Annotated in this window: 20 protein-coding genes and 1 pseudogene; 7 read left to right on the top strand and 14 right to left on the bottom strand. The window is 61.5% G+C overall.

Features of this window, described 5'->3' with window-relative positions; all coding sequences use genetic code 11:
- Positions 1–25: 25 nt before the first annotated feature.
- Both BMON_RS06750 and murI read right to left on the bottom strand, forming a co-directional pair.
- Positions 26–868: a patatin-like phospholipase family protein gene (locus tag BMON_RS06750; protein WP_033513376.1), complete on the bottom strand. Its 843-nt coding sequence runs from the start codon at positions 866–868 to the stop codon at positions 26–28.
- Positions 869–945: 77 nt separating this feature from the next.
- Positions 946–1,722, bottom strand: a complete 777-nt coding sequence (gene murI, locus BMON_RS06745) for a glutamate racemase (RefSeq protein WP_033513375.1) — start codon at positions 1,720–1,722, stop codon at positions 946–948.
- Between the two features lie 229 nt (positions 1,723–1,951).
- Between murI and dapF the strand changes: the two genes are divergently transcribed.
- A complete protein-coding gene (gene dapF, locus BMON_RS06740) occupies positions 1,952–2,932 on the top strand; it encodes a diaminopimelate epimerase (protein WP_033513373.1) in 981 nt (326 codons plus the stop codon).
- On the opposite strand, the gene BMON_RS06735 is transcribed toward dapF, so the two are convergent.
- Positions 2,929–3,657 carry a vitamin K epoxide reductase family protein gene (locus BMON_RS06735; protein ID WP_081882967.1) on the bottom strand — a complete coding sequence of 243 codons (729 nt, stop codon included), beginning with the start codon at positions 3,655–3,657 and terminating at the stop codon, positions 2,929–2,931. The two genes, dapF and BMON_RS06735, sit on opposite strands and share 4 nt — an antisense overlap.
- A gap of 79 nt (positions 3,658–3,736) precedes the next feature.
- Here BMON_RS06735 and BMON_RS06730 point away from each other — a divergent pair, with 79 nt between their 5' ends.
- The gene (locus BMON_RS06730; protein ID WP_033513371.1) at positions 3,737–4,639 is read left to right on the top strand and encodes a PHP domain-containing protein; all 903 of its coding nucleotides are present in this window, start codon (positions 3,737–3,739) and stop codon (positions 4,637–4,639) included.
- 177 nt (positions 4,640–4,816) lie between these two features.
- Here BMON_RS06730 and BMON_RS06725 read toward each other — a convergent pair whose 3' ends face one another.
- A complete protein-coding gene (locus tag BMON_RS06725; RefSeq protein ID WP_033513370.1) occupies positions 4,817–5,041 on the bottom strand; it encodes a DUF3107 domain-containing protein in 225 nt (74 codons plus the stop codon).
- An 88-nt stretch (positions 5,042–5,129) separates the two neighbouring features.
- Positions 5,130–6,719, bottom strand: coding sequence for a phosphotransferase (locus BMON_RS06720; protein ID WP_081882966.1), 1,590 nt, complete (start codon positions 6,717–6,719; stop codon positions 5,130–5,132).
- 189 nt (positions 6,720–6,908) lie between these two features.
- On the opposite strand from BMON_RS06720, the gene BMON_RS06715 reads away from it, so the two are divergent.
- Entirely contained in the window at positions 6,909–8,441 is a 1,533-nt protein-coding gene (locus BMON_RS06715) for an ATP-dependent helicase (protein ID WP_033513368.1), read from the top strand.
- A gap of 117 nt (positions 8,442–8,558) precedes the next feature.
- Here BMON_RS06715 and BMON_RS06710 read toward each other — a convergent pair.
- Positions 8,559–10,261: pseudogene (locus BMON_RS06710) on the bottom strand (zinc-dependent metalloprotease).
- Positions 10,262–10,539: 278 nt separating this feature from the next.
- Between BMON_RS06710 and BMON_RS06705 the strand changes: the two are divergent.
- Entirely contained in the window at positions 10,540–11,385 is an 846-nt protein-coding gene (locus BMON_RS06705) for a S16 family serine protease (protein ID WP_051917987.1), read from the top strand.
- A 44-nt stretch (positions 11,386–11,429) separates the two neighbouring features.
- Positions 11,430–11,846: a DUF3052 domain-containing protein gene (locus BMON_RS06700; protein ID WP_033513404.1), complete on the top strand. Its 417-nt coding sequence runs from the start codon at positions 11,430–11,432 to the stop codon at positions 11,844–11,846.
- Positions 11,847–12,088: 242 nt separating this feature from the next.
- Here BMON_RS06700 and glyA read toward each other — a convergent pair whose 3' ends face one another.
- From glyA to BMON_RS06670, 7 genes are all read right to left on the bottom strand, one after another.
- On the bottom strand, positions 12,089–13,420 hold the full coding sequence (glyA, locus tag BMON_RS06695; protein ID WP_033513366.1) for a serine hydroxymethyltransferase: 1,332 nt from the start codon (positions 13,418–13,420) through the stop codon (positions 12,089–12,091).
- A 714-nt stretch (positions 13,421–14,134) separates the two neighbouring features.
- On the bottom strand, positions 14,135–14,941 hold the full coding sequence (locus tag BMON_RS06690; protein ID WP_033513364.1) for an ABC transporter permease: 807 nt from the start codon (positions 14,939–14,941) through the stop codon (positions 14,135–14,137).
- Positions 14,938–15,642: an ABC transporter ATP-binding protein gene (locus tag BMON_RS06685; protein WP_033513363.1), complete on the bottom strand. Its 705-nt coding sequence runs from the start codon at positions 15,640–15,642 to the stop codon at positions 14,938–14,940. Before BMON_RS06685 ends, BMON_RS06690 begins: the two co-directional genes overlap by 4 nt.
- On the bottom strand, positions 15,639–16,673 hold the full coding sequence (locus BMON_RS06680; protein ID WP_033513362.1) for a sensor histidine kinase: 1,035 nt from the start codon (positions 16,671–16,673) through the stop codon (positions 15,639–15,641). The genes BMON_RS06685 and BMON_RS06680 overlap by 4 nt, the downstream gene beginning before the upstream one ends.
- Entirely contained in the window at positions 16,670–16,951 is a 282-nt protein-coding gene (locus tag BMON_RS10135) for a winged helix-turn-helix domain-containing protein (RefSeq protein ID WP_272944908.1), read from the bottom strand. The genes BMON_RS06680 and BMON_RS10135 overlap by 4 nt, the downstream gene beginning before the upstream one ends.
- Entirely contained in the window at positions 16,903–17,400 is a 498-nt protein-coding gene (locus BMON_RS06675; protein WP_051917979.1) for a response regulator transcription factor, read from the bottom strand. Before BMON_RS06675 ends, BMON_RS10135 begins: the two co-directional genes overlap by 49 nt.
- A gap of 26 nt (positions 17,401–17,426) precedes the next feature.
- The gene (locus BMON_RS06670; protein WP_051917978.1) at positions 17,427–18,077 is read right to left on the bottom strand and encodes a DedA family protein; all 651 of its coding nucleotides are present in this window, start codon (positions 18,075–18,077) and stop codon (positions 17,427–17,429) included.
- A gap of 80 nt (positions 18,078–18,157) precedes the next feature.
- On the opposite strand from BMON_RS06670, the gene BMON_RS06665 reads away from it, so the two are divergent.
- Positions 18,158–18,919: a phosphatase PAP2 family protein gene (locus tag BMON_RS06665; protein WP_033513360.1), complete on the top strand. Its 762-nt coding sequence runs from the start codon at positions 18,158–18,160 to the stop codon at positions 18,917–18,919.
- Positions 18,920–19,175: 256 nt separating this feature from the next.
- Here BMON_RS06665 and BMON_RS06660 read toward each other — a convergent pair whose 3' ends face one another.
- Complete coding sequence (locus BMON_RS06660; protein ID WP_202805462.1) at positions 19,176–20,009, bottom strand: VIT1/CCC1 transporter family protein; 834 nt, start codon at positions 20,007–20,009, stop codon at positions 19,176–19,178.
- Positions 20,010–20,207: 198 nt separating this feature from the next.
- Between BMON_RS06660 and BMON_RS10705 the strand changes: the two genes are divergently transcribed.
- Positions 20,208–20,340: helix-turn-helix domain-containing protein (locus tag BMON_RS10705; RefSeq protein ID WP_034885375.1), on the top strand; the 133-nt coding region annotated here is incomplete at its 3' end.

Genomic DNA, 20,340 nt, shown 5'->3' with positions numbered 1-20,340 from the left:
TGCCCCGCAGCCTGCCCCCTACCGATCAGTCGAGGAAGCGGCGGATGCGCCCGGCCTCCGCGTACCCCTTGCGGTACATGCGTTCGAGGCCTTCGAAACTCTTGTTCAGGGTCGATAGGCCGTATAGGTCATCGGGGGCCAGGATCAGCACCCGTCCCTCGTCCTCGTAGCGCTTGGCGAGGGCGACCTCGTCGTTGTAGGTCCGGTAGCGTTCCAGCAAGCGTTCCGCGGCGGCGGGATAGCTGCGGCGCAGGATGCGCGAAGGGCCGAGATCGGGCTTCTGCTCACGCAGTACGTCCTTGAGCCGGGTGAGGACGAGCACAATGCGGTCGCAGCCGTCATCCACGGCCTTCTGCACCGGCACCGGGTCGCTGATGCCACCGTCGTAATAGGGCACGCCGTCGATGACGTAGGGCCGGCAGGCGACGGGCACGGAGCTCGACGCTTTGACCGGATCGAAGCTGTCAAACCCGAAGTCGGATTTCTCGAAATATCTGGTCGAGCCGTCTTCCGCGTCACACGCCACCACGGTGAATCCGGTGGGGTTGCGCTCGAACGCGTCGAAGTCCAGCGGGTATTCGCCGTCGTGGTTCGACAGGTCGCCGTACACGTAATCGAGGTGCACGAAGTTGCGGTCCTTGATGAAGTTCGTCGCGCTCGCGTATTCGCGGCGGAACGCGTATTCCGTGTAGAACTTGTGGTTCCGCCCGTGCTGGCGTGCGATGAAGGACGTCATGTTGGCACTGCCCGCCGAGACCCCGTAACAATGGTCGAAGTCGATGCCGAGCTCGAGGCAACGGTCCATGACGCCGGCGCCGAAAATGGCCCGGAATCCTCCACCCACATCGATCAGCGCAGTCTTGCCCATGGCAGATCCTTTCCTCGAATGTCACCCCCGAGCATACGCAGCCAGGGCGAAGAACGGGGCGTGCGGCGGTCGTTGCGTCAGCGATCGAGCAGGGACCGTGCGAGCGTGGTCATGCGCATGCTGGTGTCGGAGTTGCTCAGTTCGACCCCACCGGTGACGTCGGCGTGGGCCAGGGCGTCGCGTTCGGCGAGGACCTCGCGCAGATGGTGCGAGGTGCCGGGATTGCCGTCGACGATGGCGATGCGGTCGGGCAACAGTTCGCGGAAGTAGTCCCGGAAGAAGATGAAATGGGTGCAACCGAGGACGACCGAGTCGATGTCATCGAGATCGTACCGATCGAAGTAGCCGTGCAGGGTGGCCATCACGGCCTCGTGATCGCCCAAGCGGCCGTGTTCGAGCAGTGTGACCAGATCGGGGCAGGGTTGGGCGTGGATGGTGTGTTCGGCCTTGAACCGGTCGACCAGGGCGGCGAATTTGTGTTCATGCAACGTCAGCGGCGTCGCCGCCACGATGACGCGTTGCGGGGTGCCGTGCCCACGGTCGCAGGCGACCTTGAGCGCCGGCTCCATGCCGATGATGGGCATGTCGTAATGCTCGCGCAACTGCTTGGCGGCCGCCGAGGTGGCGGTGTTGCAGGCGATGACCACGGCCTTGACGCCGCGTTCCCTGAGTCGTTCGACGATGGCGAACGACAGCTCGCACACCCGTTCCGGAGTCTTCTCGCCGTAGGGTGCATTGGCCGAATCGCCGAAGAAGAGGAACCGCTCGGAGGGCATGTCGTGCCGCAGTTGCCGGATGACGGATATGCCGCCCACACCGGAATCGAAGACGCCGATGGGCGCGTCTGAAGTCATCTGCCGAACCTCCTATGCCGTCAGCGGGCCCATGGACCCGGGAATGCCGACCATGCCGTCATGGCCAAGACACCGATTCTACTCCGCGGGCCGTATGCCGACCGTGGTCCCGTGAGTGGCAGTGGGCAGCAGGCAGGTCGCCAAGCCCGGCGACCGATGACGCCCGCACGTCCGTGAGCGAAGCGGGTGCGGCAGGGCGGCGGGGGCGAGTACGGGTAGGCTGAGGGGCATGGCAATTCCCAGCACCGTGTTCAAGGCCCAGGCGACCGGCAATGATTTCGTCATGTATCACGATCCCGAGGGGGTGTGGCAACCCACCGATGAGGAGACGCGCTGGCTGTGCGACCGGCATTTCGGTGTCGGCGCCGACGGTCTGCTGCGCCTGACCGAACCCCGGTACGTCTCCGATCTGAGCGCTGAGCAGCGCAAGGAGTGCGCGCGGGGGGGCGCCACATGGTTCATGGATTACCGCAACGCCGACGGCTCGCTCGCCGAGATGTGCGGCAACGGCACGCGGGCCATCACGTTCATGGCGCGTCGGCTCGGCCTGACCGATGCGGACGGCACGTTGCGTCTGGGCACCCGTGGGGGAGTGAAGATCATCAGACCGAACACCGACCACCCCGAATTGGGCGACGACGTGTTCACCGTCGACATGGGGACGTTCCTGCGCGGCGATCTGGGCGGGCACCGGGTGACCATCCCTGAGGTGATGGGGATGGGTCCCGGCACCTATGTCGACATGGGCAATCCGCATATCGTGGTCGTGGTCGGCGACGATCGGAAGATTCCGGATGGACACGGCGAGATTGGCTCCGACGACGAGCGTGGGAACACCCTGCGGGCGTTGTTGCGCGACACGACGCTGCCCGACGTTCCTGCGTTGGATCTGTCCCGCAAACCGGTCGTCGAACCCGCCCTGCCGCACGGGAAGAACGTCGAATTCGTGAGGATCAGCGAGTATTCGACCGAGGAGGATCGCGGTGCCGCGACCATGCGTGTGCACGAACGCGGCGTGGGGGAGACGCTTTCCTGCGGCACGGGGCTGTGCGCCACGGCGATCACGCTTCAGGCGCTGACCGGGGTGCGGCATTGGCGGATCACCGTGCCCGGAGGCCTGCTGCAGGTCGACGTGGACGAACGAACGTCGCGGGTATGGCTCACCGGCCCCGCGCACATCACCGGAAGCATGGCGTTGGAGCCGCGCTAGAAAATAGCCGCGCCGTCCTTGATCAGGATGAGCGCGATCAACGCCGCCACCCACACGACGTCGACCATCAGGTCGTAGTGGAGCCGGTAGTAGCTCAGCGCACCGCGGCGCAGCCCGAGTCCCTGCACGGTCACCGACGCGTGCGACAGCACCATGAACTGGATGGTCGTGGCGAACATGAGCACCAGGCACCAAGGGCACAACGCCCGAATGACGAACAGCGACTGGGCGAAGAGCCAGTAGGCGTAGAGCAGCGCGAGCAGGCCGCCGCCCCAGGTGCAGGCGGCGAACCACCGGGGCACGCGGATCTGCAGCAGACCGATGATGGCGATGGTCACGAAGACGCTTTCCGCCGCGATGCCGAAGAAGGCGTTCGGGTAGCTCAACGTGCCGAATTTGACGATTTCCGACTGCCAGGATTGCGCCACCGTCGAACACGACACGACGCCGTTGATATCGCAGCTGAGCAGCTGGTTGGGGTGCCGGGCGAGGTGGAGCGTCTCCGCCGAGAGGATGAAGGAGACCAGCAGGGCGATGGCGGAACACCCGGCCATGACCGCGTAGGTCCATACGCTGCCATGGCGGCGCCCCGGCAGGAGCGGCGTGATGCGGAAGATCGGCCGCGGGGCGGGCACGGCGCCTCGCAGGAGGTCATGGGTGCCTGGCAGATTCGTGCCCGATGTCGACGGTCGGGCGTCGTTGTGATCCGAGGGAAGATGTTCCATGCCTGGTCCTTTGTGCGGTGAATGATCTCATAGGGGTCGGGCGTCACCGGCCGCGTCGATATCAGCTTACGATGGTTCTATGACTCTTTCTAGGAACGCCGTCGCATGGCATGACGAACCCCCGCGGACGGGATGGGACCTGCACTGCCACACCGCGTTTTCCGATGGCACGGAGACGCCGGCGACCATGGTGCGCCGGGCCGTGGATGCGGGGCTGGAAGGCGTGGCGATCACCGATCACGACACCTCGAGCGGCTGGGTGCCGGCCGAACGGGCGGCCCGGCCAGAGGGCCTGCCGTTGCTGCGTGGTACGGAGGTCACCGCGCAATTCGGACGGGTCTCTGTGCACATGCTGGCCTACCAGTACGACCCCGGCAGCGCGCATATCAGGCGCATGTTCGCCAAAACCCGCGAAGAGCGGCTGGTGAGGGCCAAGGAGATGGTGCGGCGGCTGTCACGAGACTACCCGATCAACTGGGAGCTGGTGCTCGGCCAGATCAGGGAAGGTGGGCTGACCACGGTCGGTCGACCGCATATCGCCGATGCCCTGGTGGGCGTGGGGGCGTATCGCACGCGATCCGAGGCGTTCGCGGGGGCGGTCAGTGCGCGCAGCCCGTATTACATACCGACGCCGTCGCCCTCGGCCTTAGAGGTCGTCGAGGCGGTGCGCGAGGCGGGAGGGGTGAGTGTCATCGCGCACCCGGCGGATCCCAGTCGCAACCGGGTGCTGCTCAGCGACGATCAGATCGCCGCATTGGTCGAGGATGGACTGGATGGTCTGGAGGTGTGGCATCGGGGCAATCCCGAGGATCAGCGGCTTCGGCTGCTTGATCTGGCACGGCGCCAAGGCCTGCTGGTCACCGGGGGTTCCGATTGGCATGGGGCGGGCAAGCCGAACAGGCTCGGAGAGAACCTCACCGAATCATGTGTCGTCGACGAGATCGTGAGACGCGGTTCCATCGGATTGGTTGGGGTCCGCTGAATCCGGGCCGCTGAATCTGGTCGGTTTCAATCGGTATTCGGCCAGCATGTGGTCCGGGTATGGGCCTGATCGCCGTCGAATACGGTCCGCAATACGGCGGACGCCCACGGTGACCGATGAGGGTCGCCATGGGCGTCGTGAGGTTCCCGGTTTCCGGGGGAGCGGGTCGGTGTCAGATCACAGGGCGCCGAAGCCCACGGCGTGCCGTGTCTCGGAACCGATGGTCGCGTAGCCCAAGGCCGTGCCGGGGACCAGGATGCGACGGCCCTTGGAGTCCGTCAGGTCGATCATCGTGCCGTTCGCCACCGCGTCCGCGATGACCTGGCTGACCTTGTCGGCGCTGTCATCGGTGCTGAAATTCACCGGTCGTGCCACGTTGCGGATGCCCAGTTCGATATCCATGCTTGCTCCTGTACTCGGTTCTGTGCGATATGTGTTTCGGTATGGTCTACCGCTCCATTGTGCCCGCCTGAAGCGGCGGGCACCACCGTTATGCTTTCGGCGTGCCGTCTGTGGTGTGATCGGCTTCGGTGACACGACCCATACCGGTGGGGGTGATGTCGAGCCCTTCGCGCGCGTCGCGCAGGGCGCGCTCCTCACGTTCCAACAGCGGTATGACGACGGTCTCCGAACTTGCTTCGGGGGCTTGCTTCGGGGGCTCATGGGTAGGGGAGGCGTTTTCTCCTGCTTGCCGTCCCGACGTCGTTCCCGTGGCGGCGACCCGTGATTCCCCGGTCTCGTCGGCCTCGGCGGCCACCACGGATTCACCGGTGGCGTCGGACAAGGGGTCGGACGGGGCATCATGCCGCTGATTGGCCCCGGAATCGTTCCGGGGATGAGCCTGCGGATGGGATGGGAGCTGCACGATCGTCTCACCCGTGGGATCGGAGACTTGGCGTGACGCCGAAATCTGGGCCGAACCAGTGCGGTCCGTCTCACCCGTCTCATCGGATACGACGTTGGCCGAAGGGCGTGCCGCGCCCGAGGGGCGTTCGTTCTCGCGTTCACGTTGCGCCTCGCGCTGGGCGTGCTGCTCGGCTCGCCGGCGTTGCGAATCGTCCAGCAGCGTGCCGACGGTGATAGTCGACGGCGGACGTGAATCACGGCCTCGGTTGGCCTGGGTTCCGACGCTTTGCGCATCCCGTGTCTTCTGGGTGACCACGGCGAGCTGGTGGGCGAGCCGCTCCACCTGTGCCTTGAACTGCATGATCTTCGCGTTGTCCGCGGCGCCGAGCGCCTGGATGAATTCGCCGACCTGCTCCATCTGCAGCCACAGGTTGGCACGCAGCATGATGAGGTCGTCCAGCCGCGAACCCATCATGCGGCCGTAGGCCGTGATCAGGGCATTGCGGTGCTCGTCGTCGAGTTTGGCGAACGTCCAGGCGAGGTCGCGCGCCGGATCGTTGATCTGCATGTCCTGCCAATTGGTGACCGCCGTGATGGTTGAGCCGGAGAAGAGGAAGTCGCCCTCATGGAAGCCGCCGTGCACCATGCAGGTCGAGAACGACCAGAGGCCGGCGGTGTCGATGATGCGCGACCAGTTGGCCGTGATGGACGGGGGGATGTGCCCCGCCTGGCGCAGACGGGCGATCCACGCCGTGAGCTGCGCCCGGATCTGCCCCGTGGTGAAGACCGGGTAGCCCTGCTCCTTGAGGAAACCCGCACGCAAACGGTGAATCGCACCGATGGCCGTGCCCACGCTGGCGCAGTCGTCATGGGTGAGGAGGTTCAGCGAACGCGAACGCCCTTCGTGATGGGTCGCCACCATCACCGCCGTACCGGCGGTGGCGCCCCTTGGGTTCCCACCGTCCTCGAAGGCCAGCACGTGGTCCATCGAGAAGCCCAGCCCGCCGGGCTCCCTGGCTTCGGCCAGCGTCCTCGCCGCACGCACGCGGCCGGCCAGCCGGCGCTTGCCCGCCTCGGTGTCGGAGGCGTATACGTCATAGACCCTGCCGGTCGCGTCCTGGACCACCGCCTGGTCGATGCCCATCCCCGTATCGGTCGCATTGTCATGCTCGCTGTCGCGCGCGCCGGCCACGGCGATGCCGGGGACCGCAGCCGAGGCGAGGGCCGCCAACATCAGTTTGCTTCGTTGAGTCACAGCTCCACACTAATACACCCGACCGCCGGAACGGGCGGTCTGCATGGCGAAACGCCGAGTATGGCGCGCATTCGGCCTCCCTCGTCCCGATATCATGCTCGCGTAGCGCCGATTGCTTCGATGGCGTCGTTCGGGGTTGCACGGGCGATATGCAGTGGGACTGCAACAATGGTGGGCATGGTTTCATCGGCGCAGGATCTTCTGGAAGGGCTCGACGAGGCGCAGCGCGCCGCCGCGAGCGCGGTCGACGGTCCCGTGCGGATCGTGGCCGTGGCGGGGGCCGGCAAGACGCGCACTGTCACCAGGAGAATCACCTACGCCTGCGCCACTGGTGCCTGGAATCCCGCTCGCACCCTCGCCGTCACGTTCTCCGTCAAGGCGGCCGCGGAGATGCGCTCGCGCCTCACCGCGCTGGATATCGGCGGGGGGTCCGAAGGCGGCGTCGGCGGTCAGGTCAAGGCGGCGACCTTCCATTCGGCCGCGCTGCATCAGCTCAGGAAGGTGTGGCCCGACATCTGCGACGCGCCGTTGCCCCGGTTGTCGAGCGAACCGCGTGATCTCGTGTCCCGCAGCATCCGGCGCGTGGAATCCAGCGATCGGTTCTCCGACCTTGAGGTGCGCGATGTGCTAGCCGAGATCAACTGGGCGAAGGTCTCCCTGGTGGCGCCCTCCGATTATCCCAGGGTCTGCGCGGCGACCCATCGTCAACCTCCCGCGGCGCTCGAAGTGCAGCGGTTCTGCGACGTGTACACTGCCTACGAGCAGGAGAAGACGTCGCGCGGGGAGATCGACTTCAACGACATCCTGCTCATCGTGTGCCATATCCTCGACGACTTCGAGGAGGCCGCCGCGACGATCCGGTCCTCGATCGGCTGGCTGACGGTGGACGAATACCAGGACATCTCGCCGCTGCAGCATCGGCTCATGACCGCATGGCTCAATGGGAACCGCAATGTATGTGTGGTGGGCGACCCGGCGCAGACCATCTATTCCTTCGCAGGCGCGAGCAGCTATGACCTCATGGCTTTCGGTGATGAATTCGCGCCGCTCGCCGCGGATATCGATCTCGACGCCGACTATCGTTCGACGCCGCCCATCGTCTCCTGCGCGAACCGCGTGCTGTCCAAGGCCGCGAACCGCGAGGCGTATTTGAAGCTCCGTCCGGTACGCGAGGCGGGGCGGCGGGTCGTGAAGACCGCCTACGAGGACGACCGCCAGGAGGCGCAGGGCGTGGCCGCCAAGATCTCCCGGATGATCGCGAAGGGCGTGGACCCGGGGGATGTCGCGATACTCACGCGTATCAACGCGCAGCAGCAGATGCTGTGCAGGGCGCTGAAAGATCATGGTCTGCGCTACCGGGTGCGCCGGGAGACGTCATGGCAGGACGGCGAACTCGACGAGGATGCCCAGGCTCGGTTGGCCATGCTCGAGACGATGGGTCTGGGCGCGGCGACCCACGGCGTGACGATATCGACGATCCACGCCGCCAAAGGCCTCGAATTCAAGCATGTGTTCATCGTCGGCTGCTCCGAGGGGCTGGTCCCCTTCGGGTCGCCCGGCCCCGGCGACGAGCTCGAGGAGGAGCGTCGACTCATGTACGTGGGGGTGACCCGTGCCGAGGACACGCTGGAGTTGTCGTATGGGCGGCGCAAGGACTCCATGGGCGGCGTGATGAGGTCGCCCAGTCGGTTCCTCGTGTGACGTCGTTTCGTGTGATCTTGTTCGTGTGATGTTATTCGGCGGATCCAACGGTGCGCCGGGTGTGATGGAATCCAGTGTGATGGGCCCGGGTGCGCCGCACGTCGGCGGATCGGTGGGTCAGCGGTTGTCGGCGTCCGTGGGTCGATCGTCGGGTGCGGGACCGTCTCCGGGCCGCTCGTTTCCGTTGTCGGGGTTTGCACCGTTGTCGCCGGGGCCTTCATGGCCCTTGTCGGGGTTCTCGCCGTTGGCGTCAGGACCCTGGTCGTCGGTGTCGGCGGATTGGCCGTCGTCATGCCGGTCCTCGTCGTCGAGCAACTTGGTCAGCTCGGCGTCCCAGTCGATGCCGGTGCGAGCCGGGGTCTGTGCGTTGCCGGACGATGCGCCGTCACCCGAGGATGCGCCGTCGCCGACCGGCGTGCCGTCGGCCGATGCGTTGCCGTCGGATACCGTTCCCACCGCCGGTGTCGTGGCCGACGTGCCGTCAACCGCCGCATGATCGCCGTCCTCGGCGGGCAACGTGGGGAGCAGGTCGGGGTGGGACCAGTGTGCGTCGCGCTTCTCGACGCCGTCCTCGGTGCCGATTCGTTCCCAGAGCGCGGCCGCCTCGCGGATCCGCTTGGGGCGCAGCTGCAGACCGATGAGCGATTCGAAGGTGCGTTCCGCCGGTCCGCCGACGGCGCGTTCGCGGCGCAGCATTTCGCGCAGTTGTTCGATGTGGTCCAGATGCGCCATGCCCGCGCGTGTCGTGACCGCGTCGACCCAGCCCTCGACGAGGGCGAGCATGGTCTCCAACCCGCGCAGGGCTTCTCGCTGTTCGGGGCTGTCCGACATGCCAACCTTGGACAGGTTCACGGCGGAGGAGATGGATTCGGGATCCATGGCTCCCGCGCCGCGCAGCTGCTCCTCCATCGCGTCCAGATCGATGTCGACGCCGCGGGCGTACTTGCCGATCAGCGCTTCGAAGCGCGGCATGAGCCACGGGACCGACGCGAAGAGCCGCGCGTGCGCGAGCTCCTGCAGGGCGAGGAAGGAGAGGACCTCGCGCTCGTCGATGCCCAGCGAGGTGGCGTATGCGGTCGCATTCTGCGCGATGATGGCGCCGGCCGGGTTCTCGAGCAGGGCGATGCCCTGATCGAAGCCGCCCCGCACGCTGTGCGAGAGGTCGCCCGCGGCGTGGCCGAGTTGCATCGAGAACGAGGTGTTGCCCAGCAGTTTGATGAGTTTGGCCGGATCCTTCATCCCTCGGGGATCGGGATGGGCACGGGCCCGGCGAAGATACCGGAGACTTCGGTGCCGAATTCGCCGCCCAGGCGCTCCGAAAACACCGAGGACAGGGCGTCGCTCATCGACTGCGCGACGGGTGCGGCGAAACGCGCCCAAGCGCCGAGCGTCGACTCGACCCAGCCGGCCCGCGTGAGGATCTGCGGCTCACCCTGCGGCGGCGCGAAATCGCTGACGGTGTCGAGCCACAGATTGGCTTCGCTCATCGCGGCGCGCACCGCATCGGCCTCCTGGGCGCTGAAGGATTGCTCCGAACCCTCGGCGTTGGCCTGTTGCAGGGCGATGGAGGTGGCCAGCTTCACGTTGACCGGCCCCTGCTCGATGGTGTGCTCCATATCGTTGACGGAGTTGAGACCGCCCGTCGAGAACGCCTGCATGAGCGCACGGACGTCATCGGGCTTGGGCAGCGAGCCGGAGGCCTGGTGCATGAGCTGGTCGCGCACCTCCGGCGGCAGTTGTGAGAGCTGGTTCCAGGCGATCTCCCCCTGCACCTGACCGAAGCAGTCAATCAGCCATTGGTGAATCGCATTGTCATCCATACCCGTGGTCTTCCTCTTGGTGTCGTCGCATCGCCGGAATCGATGCACCTTCATACTATTCTCCTCCACTCTAGAGGTTTCGCTGAGAACGACATGTGCACAAGCCGAAAGTGACGTCCGAAACCCCGTGCCGGGACGGGGCGTCCACTTATGCCGATGCACATACACTGATGGGTATGCGAAACGAGCGAATGCGGCATGACGAACGCGGCGAAGACAACGTGGAAGACAACGTGGAAGACGGCGATGCTCCGGATGCGACACCCGGCTGGTCGTGGATGAGGTGCCCCATCGCCATCGCCCGCACCATTGGTGGGGCCGTCGCCTCGAGTTCGCGGCGGACCCGTGTGGCGATGAGCTGCGTGTTGTTGTGCCTTATCGTGCTCCTGCTGCCGAGCCCCTATGTGGTGGAGGCTCCCGGGCCGACGCAGGACGTGCTGGGCACCTCCGGTGGCGATCCGGTCATCGCCATCACTGGGGCGAAGACCGCAAAACGGGTCGGCGGCGGCAAACTGCTGCTCGTGACGGTCAATGCGGCCGGCACCCCGCAGTTTCCGGTCATGACGGCCTGGGCGCTGGTCTCGTGGCTCAATCCGCAGCGTACGGTCACGCCCAGCGAGGCGGTGTTCCCGGTGGGGCAGAGCTCGAAGCAATACGCCGAACGGTCCTCTCGCGAGATGACCGGTTCCCAGAAAGCCGCATCCCGTACGGCGTTGGATTACCTGTCCGGCCTCGGCGTGGACACCCGCGGCGTGAAGGTCGCCATGCATGTCGACGACATCGGCGGACCGTCGGCCGGCATGATGTATGCGTTGGGGGTGATCGACGAGCTCACGCCCGGTGATGCGACCGGCGGGGCGGCCATTGCCGGCACCGGCACCATCGACGCGAAGGGCAAGGTTGGAGCCATCGGGGGCATTCGACTCAAGATGCTGGGGGCCAAACGGGACGGCGCGACCTGGTTCCTCGCCCCTGAGGTGAACTGCGCCGAAGTGGTGGGTCACGTGCCCCAGGGTCTGCGAGACGTGCGGGTCTCCACCCTCGACGATGCCTACCGCGCGGTTCTGGCCATCGGCAAGGGTCAGACGGCGTCGTTGCCCCACTGCACCGTTCCACGAACGTAGGCTCGTTTACACACAGTTCCCAACGTCTTGCTATATTGTTCATCGTGAATGAAACGGCATCTCAAAACGCTGAAGAATTCGGATTCCACTCCGGAGACACCATACAGGAATGGCTCTGGGACGATGACGTCGATGACTCGATCCGCACCAAGATAGAGGCGCTCACCGGGCAGGAGTTGGTGGACGAGGATTACGACTCCGCTGTCGACGGGGTGATTATCTGGTGGCGTGACGGTGACGACGAGGATGCGCTCGCCGATACCATCGTCGACGCCAGCAGTGTGCTCGGCAACGACGGTCCCCTGTGGGTGCTGACCCCCAAGCCGGGTCGCCCCGGAGCGGCAAGCGCCAACGTCGTGCTCTCGGCCGCCAAGACTGCCGGTATGAACGGGCTGACGCCCCTCACCGTGGCCCCCGACTGGAACGGCGTGCGGCTGCGCGCCTTCGGCAAGGGTCGCTGAACGCGCTGACTGCGGGCCGATCCCAATTTCCCGCCGTCTTGTGGCAGATCGATCGACCTAAGACGGATTCGGGCGGCCCGATCACGTTGTGTAGTACTTTTGGTAGGGCCGGAAGAAGAGCAAAAGCAGAAACGGCCATATACCGCCGATCCTCCTCACCGCGACGGGCCGGGCACCAGCGAACCCCCCGCGATTGACTACACAAAGTGAACCACGGGGGTGTTCCGGTGCCGGGCTTTCGGTCAGTCGACCTGGTCGAGTCCCGGGTAGAGCGGGAAGTCCTCGGTCAGCTTCGTGACGCGGGCGCGCAGCGCATCCGTATCGGCGGCCGTGCCTTGTGCCAGGGCGATGCCGATGATGTCGGCGACCTCACGGTACTGCTCCTCGGCGAAGCCCCGTGTGGCCAGGGCGGCCGTGCCGATGCGCAGACCGGAGGCCACCGAAGCCGGGCGAGGGTCGAAGGGCACGGTGTTGCGGTTGATGGTGATGCCGCACTGAGCCAGCAGGTTCTCGCCCTGCTTGCCGTCCAGTTCGCTGTGGCGCAGATCCACCATCACCAGGTGCACGTCGGTGCCTCCGGTGAGCAGGGTGATGCCGTTCGCTGTGACGTCGTGGGCGTTGAGACGCTCGGCGAGGATTTTCGCGCCGTCCAGGGTGCGCTGCATGCGGTCTTTGAACGCGTCGGTACCAGCCAGCGCGAACGCCACCGCCTTGCCTGCGATGATGTGCATGAGGGGGCCGCCTTGCTGGCCAGGGAAGACGGCGGAGTTGATCTTCTTGCCGTACTCCTCCTGGGCCAGGATAAAGCCCGAACGCGGACCTCCGAGCGTTTTGTGTGCGGTCGAGGAGACGACGTCGGCGTAGGGCACCGGGCTGGGGTGCAGTCCGGCGGCCACCAAGCCGGCGAAGTGGGCCATATCCACCCAGAACTTCGCGCCGACCTCATCGGCGATCTCCTTCATCGCTTTGAAATCCTCGACGCGTGGGTAGGCGCTCCAACCGCCGATAATGAGCTGCGGGTGCGTTTCCAACGCACGCTGGCGGATGATGTCCGGGTCGATGCGGTAGGTCTCGGGATTCACCCCGTAGGATTCGGCGTGGTAGAAGCGGCCGGAGAAGTTGATGCGCATGCCGTGGGTGAGGTGCCCGCCATGGTCGAGCGCGAGGCCAAGCACGGTGTCGCCGGGCTTGATGAGCGCCTGGTAGACCGCGGCGTTCGCCTGTGCGCCGGAATGCGGCTGGACGTTCGCATACGGCGCGTGGTACAGCGCCTTGACGCGATCCTGGGCGAGCTTCTCGACCTGATCGACCACCTCGCAGCCACCGTAGTAACGACGCTCCGGGTAGCCTTCCGCATACTTGTTGGTCAGTACCGAACCCTGGGCCTGCAACACTGCGCGCGGCACGAAGTTCTCCGACGCGATCATCTCCAGTCCCTCCTGCTGACGCTCGAGTTCAGCGTTGAGCAGGGCAGCGATCTGCGGGTCGGTCTGCGAGATGGGGGCGTTGAAGGGGTCGTCGGATGCCTGCGCCAATGGCGCGTGGTCGGAATCGTGGCTCGGGGTTGTGGTCATGGCATGCTTCCTTATGACAGGCCGGTCGGGGCTTGCCCGTTCCGGGTGATGAATGACGATGACGCTATCAGTGTATAGGACGCCGGGCATGAGACCGCGGGGGAGTCCGCGGCTGTGCTGGGGGGAGTCCGGGGCGTGGCAGTGGAACGACGGCGCGATTTCGACGCTTCGTGCGACTTGATGCTCCCGATCAGCGCCGTTGTGCTCAACCCAGGGGGTGTAGACATCTCATGGGAGGGTACATGGCCCTCGTTCGGACTTGAGTGAGGCGAGTTTGTAAGTTTTGAGAACTCCGCGGGGTATCGACGTCCGACATCGTTGGGAAACCGAACGGAGTGAAGCCGAAAACGGCCGTCCCTACTTGGACAAGTTCTCAAAACTTGTACCTCGCGCCAGAATCGGTCGGGATCCCGTGTTGGATGAGGGAACAGCCCCCATGATCACGGGTTAGACGAAAGATTGTAGACTGGCTCGCCAACATCATCACAGTCCAAAGGGTGCACCTTGATCTGTTGATGAAATGAGCCCGTATTCCATAATCGGAGAAAACAATCCGCCAAAAAGAGCAGTTCGCTAGAAAGAAGCCTCTTTCCTGCTTGGCCTGGGGGTTTGGAGAATTACTGGAAGGTCCCCGAACCTCTTCAGATTCGGGCGTCAACGTTATTTCGACATAAGACATAATGTTGGTTTGGAGATGTGGAAGGAGGTGACCGTTTAGGCTGTGCGCGGTTCGAACTGGTCAAGTCCGGTGAAGCAGCGCCTGTATATCAGCATCATGATCAGTGTGTCTCCAATTATGGTGATCGAACTGAGCGCGGCAAGGACTACGAACTGGTATTTCGCAGCCTCGAGCGGATCTCCTCCTGCCATGATCTGACCCGCCATCATCCCCGGGATGAGCACGATGCCACTCGAGGCAAGCTGTGCGATCGTAGGGATGAGGCCGAGTTTCGCCGAAGCGATGATTGATGGTTTCGCTGCCTCGAAAGGGGTTGCGCCCATGCTGAGGTACACTTCGACCTCATATTGTCGTGCTTTCATGTCTGAGAAGAATCGGCTCATGGCAACGGCGATTGCGGCGACGAGGTTGCCGAGCATCATGCCGGTCACCGGAATGAGAATCTGCGGGGCATACCACGGAGAAGGTTTGATGATGAGTTCGCTGACGACGCCGTCGACGATGAGCACACTTATCATCAAGGTGAGCAGTACTGGCATCGCCAGACCTCGTGGAATACCATCGGCACGGGTGATAGTGATTTGCACGGCGGCGATAACCATGAAAAACACTAAGGCCAGGACGATTCGTGCATCGTTGGCTTCGATGACGTACTTGATGATGTAACCCATGGCCAGCAGTTGCAGCAGTGAGCGCAGGGTCGACCAGATCATGGATTTCGCTATCCCCAGTCTCATGACGAGGGTCAGGATGGCAGCCAGAGCAACCAGTAGAAAAGTTACGGAGAGCCCGAAAACATTGATGTCGTACACGGCACTTGCAGTACGCGAGGCGATAATCATGCCATCTCCCGTCGTGACAGCCTGCCATGTGCGAGGCTAAGAATCATGGAGGCCCGACCATCTGAATCCCTGTGCCGGACCCGCAGCACAGCCATTCCTGTGTGATCTGCAGCGCTTTGCAATACGGCACCGACCTTTTCGGAGCTATCTGAATCCAATCCCGCATCGACTTCGTCGCTGAGCAGGACTTTCGGTCTGAGCATCAGGCTTCGCAGCAGGCACACCCGTGCCTGCTGTCCAACGGACAGCGTTGTGGGGTTGCGGACAAGCTCGACATCGTCCAATCCCAGCTCGTCCAACTCATTTCTGATCTGCTTGGCAGTAGGCTTTGCCGTTTGTGGTCCCAAGCCTTTGACACTCCTGTTGATCGAGAAGTCAAAGGGAAGCAGTATGGCATCGAGGACTGTGTCAGAGGTCAACACCGGCCTTTGGGGGAGATATACGACATTGCGTCTCCAGCTTTCTGGTGTGAAGCTGCTGCTGTCTTTCCCTTCGAGCGTCAACTTTGCAGAAGCATGAGGGTCAAGCAGTGCCAACGCCATGAACACATGTGATTTGCCTGAGCCCGAGGGGCCCGTGAGATCGACGATCTCGCCTCGCTCCAGATGGAAAGAAAGGTCGGAGAAAAGGGTTGTATCGCTCTGTTGTGTTGAATGCTGTTTGAACACGCATGACAGCGCGTGCGCCGTGAAATAGCTCACTTGTTGTTTTCCTTCGATTCGTTCGGAACGACCGCCAATTTGAGTGTAATCTCCATCGTCGTTCCGCAGGAGGATGTTGAAAGAACACGAATGGTTCCCGAGTAGCGGGACAGTATGTCGCGCGTCAGAGCTAGTCCCAGACCATACCCGTGGTGTTCGGATTGCACATCGGGACGTGCAAAACGCGCGAACCACTGTTCCGGATTTCCTTCCATCCCCGTTCCTTGGTCCCGAATGGTCACGACTGCTTTGTCATGTGCAGCATGCAATGTCACTTCTATGCACGTGTGATTCGGTGAATGAACGATTGCATTGTCAAGCACAGCGACAAGACACCGTTCGATTCCGGTTTCCTCACACAAGGCGAGAACGGTGGTTGCGGGTGGCGTGAAATAGATTGTAATCTCGCGCTGCTTAGCAAGCACATCGATTGACCCGATGGTGTGAGTGATTGCTTGGGAAAGATTCACCGCGTTCGGACTGGTGGCGCCGCGTGCCGCCAGCAAGAGATCGTTGATGATGTTGTCCATTCGCGATACGTCATTGGTTAGTTCCTTCACCAGAGAATCGATGGGTTTGCCGAGTCGCAGGCGGCGCTCGATAAGTTCGCTGCGAGCGCTGATTATTGAAAGTGGCGTTTTCAATTCATGGCTTGCGTCTGCCACGAAGTTACGTTGCAGTCGTATGGCCTGAGCCAACGGCCTGATCTCTTCGCGGGATAGAAACCATGCAACCATCCCTGTGGTGATGATGATTCCAGCGACAAAGAGAATGATGAAGATTATTGCCTTTTCGGAGTCTATGATCAAGCTGCCATGGAAGAGAGCTCCCGAGGTTACGTCGTTGGGGCTGAAGCCGCGTTCGCTGAGTTCATGTCGCGAACCTAGAATGACGCCAATGACCAGCAGAAGTGCTCCGAGAATCGCAATTGCACTCATTGCCAGCATCATCCGTATGCTGATTGATCGTATGGCTTTCATCCCGGATGTCTTGCGCTCGACCTGTGCATCTGATTCGTTATTAGGTCTCATATGGGGTCACTTTCCATGGGGTTGCCGAGGCAATATCCCTTTCCTCGAACTGTCATGATCAATCCTTTGACTGTCTTCTGTCTGATATAGGAAACATAGGTATCAATGGTTCCCTCCCCAGCATCACGGCTGAAAGCAGCCATGAGCAATTCTTTTCTTGTGAAGACCCGGTCAGGATTGATGCACAGCGCCTTCAGCAATGAAGCTTCCGCAGGAGATAACTGGATGCTTATTCCCGACGGCGACTCGATGAGCCTCGGTGCTCCTTGAATGTCCAATCGCCAATCGCGTGACTCTGCTGCTGTGCCTGATATCCGCGCAGCAATGATCGTATGCGTGCGTTGAGTTCCTCGAAACGGAATGGTTTGGAAAGATAATCATTGGCACCTGCATCCAATCCTGAGACGATCTCTTCCGTGCTTGAAAGAGCGGTGAGCATCAGCATGGGAACGGTGATGCCTTCCCTCCGTGCCGAACGCACAAAATCCAACCCATCCATATCAGGCAGTCGTCGATCGACAATCACTGCATCATAGGGATTCATGCCAAACTCGTGGATGGCTGCCTTTCCCGTTGTAACCCAATGCACACGGTAATCGTCCTCAAGGAGTTCCATGAGAATCCCTCCCATCTGCGGATCATCCTCAATGAGCAGAAGACTGGGTTGGAGCAGCTTGATCGGGTCTGACAATGCGTACCGGCTGTGACTATCATCAAGTTCATTCATATTTCAGCCCTCCACCGATGACGGTATTACTTCGTTTCGATTTCTTCACTTCTTGACAGCCAAGACGTAAAAGCCTTGAATACCAATGGAAGAATCGAAATGAGCACGATGCACAAGCACACTATTTCGACATGATTCGATATCAGCGGGATACGACCAAGAGCATACCCCATGCTTGGAAGTGCAACGCCCCAGATAACTGCCCCGACAAGGTTCGCGATGATGAAACGGCGATGATTGAAATGCGTCATGCCTATGATGAAGGGAACAAAGGTTCTCAATATGGGCACGAATCTCGCCAGGATGATCGCCTGGCTGCCGTAATCATCGAAGAAGCGCTGTGCTCGCTTGATGCGATTTCTATTTTTCCCCTGCACCCAGGATTTAATCCGGCGAATGTTTCCGCTGTGCTTCCCGGTCTCATACCCGGCTTGGTCTCCGGTGAAGGCAGCCACCGATACTATGAGACAGGTGATCCACAATGGCATTCCTGATACGGGTGAGTCAGACAGCGTCATTGACGCGGAAACCATGCCAAGCAGGAAAACTAGGGAATCTCCGGGAAGAAAAAATCCTATCAGCAGACCGGATTCTGCGAAGATGATGAATGCGCAGGCTGCAAGTGCCCAAGGCCCTGCTGCTGCAATAACGAATGCCGGGCTAAGAAAAGATAGCATGTTCCAGTCCTTCTTGAGTACCTTTTTCTACTGTCACCGACATGATTCCAGTAGAGCGCTAAGCAAACGCTAAGAATCGCATGCTCAGACAGCACGGGCACGCGCTGCAAGGATTCTTGGAGAATTCTTGGTGCTTCAATGCAACACTTGAACGCATGAATAATCATTTTTCCATGTTGTTGTCTCGACTGTCTTGGACTAGGCGGCTGCTCGTCTTATTGACAGCATTGACTCTCATATGCATCATCCCCATCGGAGATGCATTGAAAGGGAACCGGTCCATCACGAGTCATGAGATGATGATACTCGGACATTTCCACAATGCCCCGGATTTGTTGCTTGCTATCTCAACCGTCATTGGACGGGTTTTCTCGATTGCGGGGACTGCACTGATAGTTTCAGTCTTCCTGTTCTATCTGATCTGGACTGAGCATGGTTGGGTGCAGCCTGTGCGGGGTGCCATAATCGCCGTCACCCCAATGATGGTGACACTCGTGGTGAAGCTCGTCGTCAATCGTAACCGTCCAGGAACCCCGCTTGGGAGTCTGGCGAGCGATCCAAGCTTTCCCAGTGGACATGTGACGGCTTCGACAAGCTGTGTGGCGTTGTTGTTTCTGACCCTGCAGGTACGCCATGTCCGGAAACCGCCAAGAAGGCACAGATGTTTTCTGAGGCTCGCCACCGTGGTGATCCTCACGCTCATCCCGGTGTTGACTGCGGTCTCCAGACTGATATTGGGCGTCCACTATCCCAGTGATGTAGTAGCTTCCCTAATACTCAATGCCTTGCTGGCAGCAAGCTTGGGAGTCATATCACAACACTGGACCATGGAGACATCATGACCATGAGCACCGACGGATAACACAGAACGGTAGGGGGACTGGGTAGGGGACCGCAGACGTTGTTTGGAGATTGAACGAATGTTTTGGTTGAAGTGAGTAAGACGCGCACCGACTTCGGGATGAGAGGTCCCCAAGATGACGCGACGGTGTTCGGGAAATCTCCTATGACGCTGATTCTTCGGTTAGTCTCGCGGTCGGGTCGCTTGATCATGCGTCCGGACTCACTCCATGGCGAATGAGTCCGGGCGCATACAAATCAGGCATGAATGCCGAATAGTAAACCGACAAGCCATGCAAACAACATTGTTCCCAATCCCATGAGCACATTTCGCAATACTGCCTTGCGCCTTGCCGCACCTCCGATTTTCGCGGAGACCGCACCGGTGATAAACAGTGCCAATGCAACGGATACGACGATGAGTACGATGCGCATTAGAAAAGCCACTGGAATCAGTGAGAATAGCAAGGGTATGATACCCCCTACGAGGAATGAGACAAACGAAGAAAAAGCAGCTGACCATGGGTTGGTCAGATCGTCGGGATCAATCTGAAGTTCATCGATCGCGTGCGCCCGTAAGGCGTCGTGATTCATGGCTTCTGCCGCTGCCTGTGTCGCAGTGGATGCAGTCATCCCTTTGGTTTCGTATATTTGAGCGAGTTCATTAAGTTCCTCAGCTGGTAGATTGGTCAGCTCCCACCGCTCTTTCGTGAGCAATGCGCGTTCGGTATCGCGTTGTGCGCTGACTGAAACATACTCGCCACCAGCCATCGAGAATGCTCCAGCGGCCAAGGCTGCCACCCCTGCCACCAACAGAGAGCGAGGGTTGCTCTCGGCGCCCGCCACTCCGATGATTGTGCCCGCTACCGATACGATCCCATCGTTGGCACCCAGTACACCGGCACGTAACCAATTGAGCTTGTTCGAGGTGCCATCATCATCGTTGAGTTCTCCGGGATGTGGAGTGATTTTGTCTCGTATGGCCTTGGTGGGTTGAACCCCCATCCAACCACCCTGCTCTTTGGTGGGAATGATAATATTCTCAGGTACTGGCATTCCATCGGTATGGTCCTGCCCCTGCATTTCTTGCATGATTATCATTATACCCATTCTATAGAGTCATTGGATCACATGTTGGCCGCATTGGTTGTTGGCCACAATGGTGCACCAATTGATAATCGGTACACCACTAAACGAAAATCATTGCACGTCCCGTTGTCTAGATTGAAGTGCAACACCTTATACCATTGGAGATTGTCTAGGTTTCCGCGGGAGGAAGGTGTCGCACCCATGTCACGAGTGTATTCGCATATCGGTGAGGAGGAAAGGCAGGTCATCCAGATCCAGGTGGGCAACGGCGCCACGGTCCGGGCGATCGCCGCCATGCTGGGCCGTAGCGCGTCGAGCATCAGCCGCGAGATCA

This window comes from Bifidobacterium mongoliense DSM 21395, assembly GCF_000741285.1.
GTDB lineage: Bacteria > Actinomycetota > Actinomycetes > Actinomycetales > Bifidobacteriaceae > Bifidobacterium > Bifidobacterium mongoliense.
The sequence above is the reverse complement of the archived record's forward strand: the minus strand, read 5'-3'. Positions and strand labels throughout refer to the sequence as shown.

What these genes read in the sequence shown, in the direction of transcription:
- BMON_RS06750 (WP_033513376.1), bottom strand. Translation starts at nt 868, where the DNA reads ATGGGCAAGACTGCGCTGATCGATGTGGGTGGAGGATTCCGGGCCATT.
- murI (WP_033513375.1), bottom strand. Translation starts at nt 1,722, where the DNA reads ATGACTTCAGACGCGCCCATCGGCGTCTTCGATTCCGGTGTGGGCGGC.
- dapF (WP_033513373.1), top strand. Translation starts at nt 1,952, where the DNA reads ATGGCAATTCCCAGCACCGTGTTCAAGGCCCAGGCGACCGGCAATGAT.
- BMON_RS06735 (WP_081882967.1), bottom strand. Translation starts at nt 3,657, where the DNA reads ATGGAACATCTTCCCTCGGATCACAACGACGCCCGACCGTCGACATCG.
- BMON_RS06730 (WP_033513371.1), top strand. Translation starts at nt 3,737, where the DNA reads ATGACTCTTTCTAGGAACGCCGTCGCATGGCATGACGAACCCCCGCGG.
- BMON_RS06725 (WP_033513370.1), bottom strand. Translation starts at nt 5,041, where the DNA reads ATGGATATCGAACTGGGCATCCGCAACGTGGCACGACCGGTGAATTTC.
- BMON_RS06720 (WP_081882966.1), bottom strand. Translation starts at nt 6,719, where the DNA reads ATGTTGGCGGCCCTCGCCTCGGCTGCGGTCCCCGGCATCGCCGTGGCC.
- BMON_RS06715 (WP_033513368.1), top strand. Translation starts at nt 6,909, where the DNA reads ATGGTGGGCATGGTTTCATCGGCGCAGGATCTTCTGGAAGGGCTCGAC.
- BMON_RS06705 (WP_051917987.1), top strand. Translation starts at nt 10,540, where the DNA reads ATGAGGTGCCCCATCGCCATCGCCCGCACCATTGGTGGGGCCGTCGCC.
- glyA (WP_033513366.1), bottom strand. Translation starts at nt 13,420, where the DNA reads ATGACCACAACCCCGAGCCACGATTCCGACCACGCGCCATTGGCGCAG.
- BMON_RS06690 (WP_033513364.1), bottom strand. Translation starts at nt 14,941, where the DNA reads ATGATTATCGCCTCGCGTACTGCAAGTGCCGTGTACGACATCAATGTT.
- BMON_RS06680 (WP_033513362.1), bottom strand. Translation starts at nt 16,673, where the DNA reads ATGAGACCTAATAACGAATCAGATGCACAGGTCGAGCGCAAGACATCC.
- BMON_RS06675 (WP_051917979.1), bottom strand. Translation starts at nt 17,400, where the DNA reads ATGAATGAACTTGATGATAGTCACAGCCGGTACGCATTGTCAGACCCG.
- BMON_RS06670 (WP_051917978.1), bottom strand. Translation starts at nt 18,077, where the DNA reads ATGCTATCTTTTCTTAGCCCGGCATTCGTTATTGCAGCAGCAGGGCCT.
- BMON_RS06665 (WP_033513360.1), top strand. Translation starts at nt 18,158, where the DNA reads ATGCTCAGACAGCACGGGCACGCGCTGCAAGGATTCTTGGAGAATTCT.
- BMON_RS06660 (WP_202805462.1), bottom strand. Translation starts at nt 20,009, where the DNA reads ATGCAAGAAATGCAGGGGCAGGACCATACCGATGGAATGCCAGTACCT.